We start from the raw sequence: 7,305 nt of genomic DNA on the forward strand, positions 1-7,305 counted from the left end.
ACAGCATCAGGAACGCGTGGCGGACCGCTTCGAAATCGATGCCGAGCGAGACCGGTTCCACGTGGTGGCCGAGCGATGCCGCGAGTTTCGCCGCGTCGTCGAGCGCCGCGCGTACGTCGGCAGATAACGTGGGCGCCAGCATCGGTTCGGTCACGTAGGCAATCGTCAACGGCTGACATGGCTCGCTCACCGCGCCCAGAAACGTACCGGGTGCGCCAACGGGCCCGTGTTGCGTTTGCGCAGTCACGAGGTCGAGCAGCAGAGCGCTGTCGCGCACGCTGCGTGAGATGGCGTGATCGACGCCCAGTTCGCCGACCGCAGGCGCATGCAAGCTAGGCACTAGTCCGCGCGATGGCTTAAGACCGAACAGGCCGCAGCAGGAAGCAGGAATGCGGATCGAACCGCCGCCGTCGGAAGCGTGTGCCAACGGCACGATACCGGCCGCGACAGCAGCGCCGGCTCCGCCGCTCGAACCGCCCGGCGTGTGATCGAGGCTCCACGGGTTTCGGCAAGGGCCGAACAGCTCGGGCTCGGTATAGGGCATCTGACCGAGTTCCGGCGTGTTGGTCTTGGCGAAGATGTTGAGGCCGGCGGCACGCGCCAGCGCAACCACCGGCGCGTCTTCGGTGGGCACAAAGTGGCGATAGTGGCGGCTGCCCATCGACATCCGCAACCCCGCCACCGGTGCACCCAGATCCTTGATCAGATAAGGGACGCCCGCGAGCGGGCCTTCGCCGAGCGCGCTTGCATCATCGCGCGACGCGCGCTCGCGCGCAGTCTCGTAGTCCTTAAGAACGATCGCGTTGATGGCGGGATTGGCCGCCTCGGCGCGCGCGATGGCAATGTCGAGCAACTCGCGTGCGCTGGCTGCGCGCGTGCGCACCAGCTCGGCGAGACCTATCGCGTCATGGGCCAGGTAGTCGGAGAGCACGCCGCGCCGCTTACAGACGTTCGCCGAGGAACGTCAGCGTGCGGCCGTGGGCCAGCGCCGCGGCGTGCTGGTTGTACGACGCGCGGTCGGTGCAGTTAAAGCCGTGATCGGCATTCGGATAGATGTGGAATTCCGCATCGCCACGGCCGGCGAAACGTTCCTGCACCTGGCCCACCGCTTCGAGGGGAATGCCGTGGTCGAGTTCGCCGTAGTGGAACTGCATCGGCACCTTGATCTTTGCGGCTTCGTCGAGCAGATTCTGGATGCCGCCGCCGTAGTAGGCCACGCCCAGGTCGATCGTGTTTTGTGCGGCAGTCAGATAGGCAAGGCGGCCGCCGAAGCAATAGCCGATCGCGGCGATCTTGCCGGTCACTTCCGGCATTGCGCGCAGTGCGGCCGCCGTTGCACTGATGTCCGCTACGGCCAGACCCACGTCGGTCTTTTGCAGGATTTCGATTCCCTTGTCACGGTCGGCGCCGGCGTAGGTCAGTTCGACGCGCGGCTGGGTGCGCCAGAAAATGTCCGGCGCGAGTGCCACGTAGCCATCCTGCGCGTACTGTTCAGCGACTGCGCGAATATGGCTGTTCACACCGAAGATTTCCTGAATGATGATGACGGCCGGCCCCTTGCCGCTTTTGGGCAGCGCCAGATAGCCCTCGAAACTGTCGTTGCCGGCGGGAATGTCGATCCAACGGGTAGTCACGCTCACGTCACTCTCCTTCACATTACTGTAGGTGCAAGCGGGCAAAGCCCGCGGCGGGCGGTCAGTTTGCCACTAAAAGAAAGCTCGTGCAGCGGGGCCAAAGGCGGCGCTCGCCGTCTCCCCGCCGGGCGCGGCTTTCTCGTTCGACGATGGAAACGTTCTCGATTATTCATTTTTCGGCGTCACGGCGCTCCAGTAGAGTCGTCAGCATCGGCCCACGAGCGATGTGGGCACCCCATGCCGAAGGACGTCATCATGAATTCCACACACCGTTTCGCCTCGCCGTTTGCCGAACGTTTCGATCTGCGCGTGCCGGTCGTGCAGGCGCCGATGGCGGGCGGCCCGACTTCACCCGCGATGGTGGCCGCCGTTTCGAATGCGGGCGCCCTTGGCTTTCTCGCCGCCGCACCTTTTACCGCGGAGAAACTCGCCAGTGAAGTGGCGGCGATTCGCGCCCTGACCAGACGTCCGTTCGGCGTGAATCTGTTCGTGCTGGAGCCGTCGGTGCCTGACGACGCCACCGTGCGTCGCGCGCTGAGCGCCATCGATCCGTTGCGCGCCGAACTGGGCCTGCCGCCCGGCCAACCACTCGCGCGCTATGCCCCCGACTTCCGGGAACAACTGGACATGCTGATCGAATTGCGCGTACCCGTGGTGAGTTTCACTTTCGGTTTGATCTCCGCGCAGGATGTCGAGCGTCTGCACGCGGCCGGCAGTTATGTGATCGGCACCGCGACGCATACCGCCGAAGGTGTCGCGTGGCGCGATATCGGCGCCGATGCGATCGCTGCGCAAGGCTCCGAGGCGGGCGCGCATCGTGGCACCTTCATCGGCCGCTTCGAGGACGCGCTGGTCGGCACGATGGCGCTGGTGCCACAACTTGTCGACGCCACCGGTCTGCCGGTGCTGGCCGCCGGCGGCATCATGGACGGGCGCGGCATCGTGGCCGCGCTTGCGCTCGGGGCGCAGGCCGCACAAATGGGCACCGCGTTCCTGACCTGCGCCGAAAGCGCGATTCCCGCAGACTGGAAGACTCGTGTGCGCACGTTACCCGATACGGCGACGGAAGTGACCCGTGCTATCACTGGCCGGCATGCACGCGGCATACGCAATCCGCTGATGCAGCAGTTGAGCGAACAGCCTGGAAACGTCGCGCCGTACCCGGTGCAAAACGCGCTGACGCAGGAATTGCGGCAGTCAGCGAACCGCGCCAATAACGGCGACTATCTGTCTTTATGGTCGGGGCAGGCCGCGCCGCTCGGGCGCAAGCGTAAGGAAGGGCTTGCCGCGGCGGAACTGGTCGAACAGTTGCACGCCGAATGGCGCGAGGCGGCCGCAAATATCACCGCCCTTGCTAGATAAATAGCGTAGTGACGACCGGGTATCGAGCGGATGTCGCATCCGTACGATGGCGCTATCGTTTGCGTCGCTCAATCCTTATTCCGCGAATTAATGGCATAGCCCTGAAAAACCTTTACCCAGCCCTCGCGGCAAACCACCCGTTTGAGGGAAACCCGCGCCGGCTGGTGCTCTCCGGGGTGTTTCGCGTCTTCGCATTCGACCTTGTGGGATAAACGCTATTAGTGTTCATCCCACTTACTCAAAAAAATCCCACAAATTAATTTGATAGCCTACACTTGCGCGCAAGTACGCATAGCCGCCTGCCACAAACAGGCCGATTGACGTGCTGTCCAAGTGCATACACGATGCAACCGGCGTGGTCGTCCACGGGACTGAGCGACACGAGAAGGAAGCGGGGCACAGGGCGATTACGTTGTTTTTGGGACCGAAACTGGAGACTTACATGAACATCAAGATTCAAAAGCTGTTGCCGATCAGCGCTGCTGCCATGTTGTTTGCGTCATTGGCAACGGGCGCGGTGGCGGACGAGGTCGTCAAGATCGGCCACGTCGCACCGCTTACTGGCGGTATTGCTCACCTGGGTAAAGACAACGAAAACGGCGCTCGTCTGGCGGTTGAAGAAATCAACGCCAAGGGTCTGACGATTGGCGGCCAGAAGGTCACGCTGCAACTCGACGCACAAGACGACGCGGCTGACCCGCGTACGGCAACGCAGGTTGCACAGAAGCTGGTTGACGACAAGGTTGTCGCAGTGGTCGGCCACTTGAACTCGGGCACCTCGATTCCGGCTTCGAAGATCTATAGCGATGCAGGCATCGTGCAGATCTCGCCGTCGGCAACGAACCCGGCTTACACGCAACAGGGTTTCAAGACGACGTACCGCGTCGTGGCAACCGATGCGCAACAAGGCCCGGCACTGGCGAACTACGCAGCCAAGGACCTGAAGGTGAAGAGCGTTGCGATCGTCGACGACTCGACCGCTTATGGCCAGGGTCTGGCAAACGAGTTCGAGAAGACCGCCAAGTCGCTCGGCATGAACGTGGTGTCGCATGACGCGACCAACGACAAGGCTGTCGACTTCCGCGCAATTCTGACGAAGATCAAGGGCGAAAACCCTGACGCGATCATGTACGGCGGCATGGACGCCACCGGCGGCCCGTTCGCAAAGCAAGCCAAGCAGCTCGGCCTGCGCGCGAAGGTTCTGGCGGGTGACGGTGTCTGTACCGACGGCCTGTCCGACCTGGCTGGCGACGCAACCGACAACATCGTCTGCTCGGAAGCCGGTATGGCGCTCGAGAAGATGGCTGGCGGTAAGGCGTTCGAAGCCAAGTACGAAAAGCGTTTTGGTCAGCCGATCCAGATCTACGCTCCGTTCACGTATGACGCTGTGTACATCGTCGTCGACGCTATGAAGCGTGCTAACTCGACGGATCCGGCAAAGATCCTGGCAGCAATGCCGACGACCGACTACAAGGGCGTGATTGGCGAAACGACGTTCGATTCGCACGGCGACCTGCAGCACGGCGTGATCTCGCTGTATGACTACAAGGGCGGCAAGAAGACGCTGCTGGACGTGGTCAAGATGTAAGTTTCTGCCGCATGACGGTGGGCGTTTTGCCTGCTGTCTGTCGGACGATTTAAGGCGTGCATTCTTTGCGGAATGCACGCCTTTTCTTTTGGGCGTGCGCATGAGAATCTAACGATCGGACAAATCAAAAACAGGGGGGACGACATGACTCGCACGAACGACGATATGCGTCGCTGGATTGCCGAAAATCTGCTGTTGGGCGCAACCGCGCAGTCGCTGCACGCTGCCATGCTAAACGAGGGTTTCGATGCCGACGAAGCCGCGCTCGAAATCAACACCGCACTTGCTAGCCCCTATTTGCAGGGCGGCACGCGCTTGCGCAATCGTTTGCGCAAGCGCGACTGGACCTTATCCGTGTATGGTCAGCTAAGCCGGATGCGCGCGAGCGGTGCTGCGGTCGAGCGGCGCGAGCGGCTCACGCGCGACGAATTCTTTGAGCAGTACTACTTTCAGAACCGGCCGGTGATTATCACGGACGCATTCGACTCGTGGCCGGCGCGCACGCAATGGAGTTTCGATTACTTTCGCGAGCGCTGCGGAGATTGCGAAGTCGAAGTGCAGTTTGGCCGCGAATCGGATCCGAACTACGAAATCAATCAACCGAACCTGAAGCGCAAGATGCCGTTCCGCGAATATGTGGATCTGGTCGAACGCAGCCAGCCGACCAACGACTTTTATATGACGGCGAACAACACCTCGATTAATCGCGCCTCGCTTGCGGCGCTATGGGAAGACGCGCCGACGATTCGCGAGTATCTCGATCCTGCGTCGCCGGATACCGGTTTTTTCTGGTTTGGACCGGGCGGCACAAAGACGCCGTTTCATCACGATCTGACCAACAACTTCATGGCTCAGGTGATTGGGCGCAAGCGGGTCAGGCTGATTCCCATGTCGGATACGCCGCATATGTATAACCACTTGCACTGTTATACGCAGGTGGACGGCAACGCGATCGATGCGACGCGGTTTCCGGCTGTGCAGCAGGCGAACCTGATCGAATGCACGATTGGGCCCGGTGATCTGCTGTTTCTGCCGATTGGATGGTGGCACTACGTGGAAGGACTCGAGCCGTCCGTCACGATGACGTATACCAACTTCGTCGTGCGTAACGACTTCTGCAATACCTACGACACCTATAACGAACTGTAGGCGCGCGTTGCGCTGTACTTCCCGCCTGATGGCGTTTGCCGGCGCGCAATAAAAACCGGCGGACCGGTTACCCGGTCCGCCGCCCCCTGGTACTGCTTCTTTTAATTGCCGTCGTTATTTCTTGGGTGCCAGCACGCCGAGCAGGCCACCTGAGCTACTGCTCGAACTGCTGTTGGAACTACTGCTTGAGCTCGAGAGGGCCAGTCCGCCTGTCAGCGAGGTCACCAGTCCTGTGATCGGCGACAGCAAGCTGCCGGCGGCACTGGCGCTGCCGCTTGCGGAGCCCGACCCGGACGCGCTCGCCGATCCAGAGACCGACACACTTCCCGTCACCGAACCCAGTGCACCGGTCAACGAGGAGATGGCTGAGGTGACTGGCGCCAACGGATTGCCCGAACTGCCGCTGGCGCCGCTGAGGGCACCCGTCAACGACGAGGTCACCGTGGTCAGCACGCCGGTGATCGGCGCAAGCGGGCCGCCCGAGCCACCGCTGCCGCCTGTCAGGCCGCCGCTCAGCGTGCCGGGCAGGGCCGTCAGGATGCTGGTGATCGGCGCGAGCGGATTGCCGCCCAGCGGATTGCTACCCGTGCCGCCTACCAGCAGGCCGCCAGCGGAAGTGACTGTGTTGCCGAGCCTGGTCACCACGTCGCCGAGATTCTCGCCGATCGGGTTGCCGGTTGCGCTGCTGAGCTTGCTGCCGGCGCTATCCAGTCCGTGGCCGATCGTCGACAGCAGGCCATTCAGCGGCGCGCCGAGCCCGGTGGCTTCGCCGACCGTTTGCGTCGTCTGCGCGAGGGTCGAGGTGATCGGCGTGATGGCGGTGCTGACCGAGGTCGTGAGCTGCTCGATCGGACCGGTCGAGAGCGTCTTGCCAAGCTGGGTGCCAAGTCCGGCGACGGCAAGGCCAACGGTGGAGACGGTGCTGCCGAGCGGTGTCGTCAGTGGGCTGAGGGCGGCCGTCGGACCGCTGCCGAGGCTCGTTACGAGCTGACCGGCGCTGTTGACGGCCTGGCCGGCGTCATAGACAAGGTTGCCGCTGCTCGAGATCGTGATGCCGAGCGGATTGCTCGATAGGCCGAGCTGGCCGAGGCCGTTCGTCGCGCCCATGCCAACGGCGGTCACGCCGTTGCCGACATTCGACAGGATGTTGCCGAGCGCCGTGGTGGTCGCTGAGTTGCCGCCGGGGAGCGGCGTGAGGCCGATCTGGCTGCCCAGTGACGAGACGGTCTGGCCGGTCGACGAGACAACATTGCCCGCGTTCTGGATGACTACGCCCACGGCGTTGGCGCTGGGTGTTGGCGTTGGCGTTGGCGTTGGCGTCGGAGTTGGCGTCGGTGTCGGCGTCGGCGTTGGCGTTGGCGTTGGCGTCGGAGTCGGTGTTGGCGTCGGAGTCGGAGTCGGAGTCGGCGTTGGCGTTGGCGTCGGCGTCGGTGGTGGCGTCGGAGTCGGAGTCGGAGTCGGCGTCGGCGTCGGCGTCGGTGTGGGAGTGGGAGTCGGAGTCGGAGTCGGAGTTGGCGTAGGTGTCGGCGTAGGTGTCGGAGTCGGACCAGCCGTAGTCGGCGGTGTCGTCGC

6 protein-coding genes and 1 pseudogene are annotated in these 7,305 nt (G+C 63.0%); 4 read left to right on the forward strand and 3 right to left on the reverse strand.

Features of this window, described 5'->3' with window-relative positions:
* Window positions 1-931: amidase (locus M0954_RS18035; RefSeq protein ID WP_297354678.1), on the reverse strand; the 931-nt coding region annotated here is incomplete at its 3' end.
* A gap of 10 nt (window positions 932-941) precedes the next feature.
* Window positions 942-1,640, reverse strand: coding sequence for a dienelactone hydrolase family protein (locus M0954_RS18040; RefSeq protein WP_122153129.1), 699 nt, complete (start codon window positions 1,638-1,640; stop codon window positions 942-944).
* A 249-nt stretch (window positions 1,641-1,889) separates the two neighbouring features.
* On the opposite strand from M0954_RS18040, the gene M0954_RS18045 reads away from it, so the two are divergent.
* From M0954_RS18045 to M0954_RS18055, 3 genes are all read left to right on the forward strand, one after another.
* A complete protein-coding gene (locus M0954_RS18045; protein WP_297354680.1) occupies window positions 1,890-2,996 on the forward strand; it encodes a nitronate monooxygenase in 1,107 nt (368 codons plus the stop codon).
* Between the two features lie 442 nt (window positions 2,997-3,438).
* On the forward strand, window positions 3,439-4,584 hold the full coding sequence (locus M0954_RS18050) for a branched-chain amino acid ABC transporter substrate-binding protein (RefSeq protein WP_122153130.1): 1,146 nt from the start codon (window positions 3,439-3,441) through the stop codon (window positions 4,582-4,584).
* A 144-nt stretch (window positions 4,585-4,728) separates the two neighbouring features.
* Window positions 4,729-5,733, forward strand: a complete 1,005-nt coding sequence (locus tag M0954_RS18055; protein ID WP_297354682.1) for a cupin-like domain-containing protein — start codon at window positions 4,729-4,731, stop codon at window positions 5,731-5,733.
* A gap of 114 nt (window positions 5,734-5,847) precedes the next feature.
* Here the strand turns inward: M0954_RS18055 and M0954_RS18060 are convergent.
* Window positions 5,848-7,113 (reverse strand): annotated as a pseudogene (locus M0954_RS18060) (collagen-like triple helix repeat-containing protein); the annotation flags it as partial.
* Between M0954_RS18060 and M0954_RS18065 the strand changes: the two are divergent.
* Window positions 6,998-7,305: hypothetical protein (locus tag M0954_RS18065; RefSeq protein ID WP_297354684.1), on the forward strand; the 308-nt coding region annotated here is incomplete at its 3' end. The pseudogene M0954_RS18060 and the gene M0954_RS18065 overlap by 116 nt on opposite strands.

It is taken from the genome of Paraburkholderia sp. (assembly GCF_026225065.1).
Lineage (GTDB): Bacteria > Pseudomonadota > Gammaproteobacteria > Burkholderiales > Burkholderiaceae > Paraburkholderia.

Coding starts and splice junctions, on each gene's coding strand:
- M0954_RS18055 (WP_297354682.1), top strand. CDS start 4,729: ATGACTCGCACGAACGACGATATGCGTCGCTGGATTGCCGAAAATCTG.
- M0954_RS18045 (WP_297354680.1), top strand. CDS start 1,890: ATGAATTCCACACACCGTTTCGCCTCGCCGTTTGCCGAACGTTTCGAT.
- M0954_RS18050 (WP_122153130.1), top strand. CDS start 3,439: ATGAACATCAAGATTCAAAAGCTGTTGCCGATCAGCGCTGCTGCCATG.